1 pseudogene is annotated in these 624 nt (G+C 76.1%); it reads right to left on the bottom strand.

The features are described from left to right. Positions 1-624: pseudogene (locus BIV03_RS19540) on the bottom strand (hypothetical protein); the annotation flags it as partial.

The raw sequence follows: 624 nt of genomic DNA, 5'->3' as shown, positions 1-624 counted from the left end.
CAGCGCGGCGGCGAACGCGGCACGGTCGATCACGGTCGGCCCGGTCGCGGGCTGGACCAGCGGCGTGGGTCGCGTGTTCGCGGACACCGGTGAGACGACCGGGAGGGACAGCACCGGACGAGCAGGCTCGTCGCGTCCCGGCGTGGTCGCCTCGGGGGCGTCGATCGCGTCCACGACCTCGGTCGCGTCCACGAGTGCGGGAGCCGGTGCGGAGCCCGTCGCGGTGACGACGGCGGGTGCCGGGACGGCGGCCGACGCAGGCACGCCGGCGACCGGCACGCTGCCCGTCGCCGCACGCCGCGCCGCGGCACGGTCACGACGATCGGCCTCGAGCGCCGCATCGGCCAGCAGGTCCGCGAAGACGGAGTGGGCGAACGCCCGAGCGGCTTCGACCTCGGGGTCGCGCTGTCCGGCGACGGTGGCCTCCCACGCGGCGAGGCGAGCGAGGTCCTCGTCACGACGACGGACCTCGTCCTCGAGGATCACGATGCGCTCGATCGTGGTGCGCCCGCTGGCCGAGGACACCTCGACGGCGAGGTCCTCGATGCGGAGGGCGATGCGCTCCGGCGGTTCGGGGAAGGACGGCGCGCAGACCGCGGCGTGCCGAGCACGGTCGCGAGGGCG

It is taken from the genome of Curtobacterium sp. MCBA15_016 (assembly GCF_001865105.1).
Classification (GTDB): domain Bacteria; phylum Actinomycetota; class Actinomycetes; order Actinomycetales; family Microbacteriaceae; genus Curtobacterium.
The sequence above is the reverse complement of the archived record's forward strand: the minus strand, read 5'-3'. Positions and strand labels throughout refer to the sequence as shown.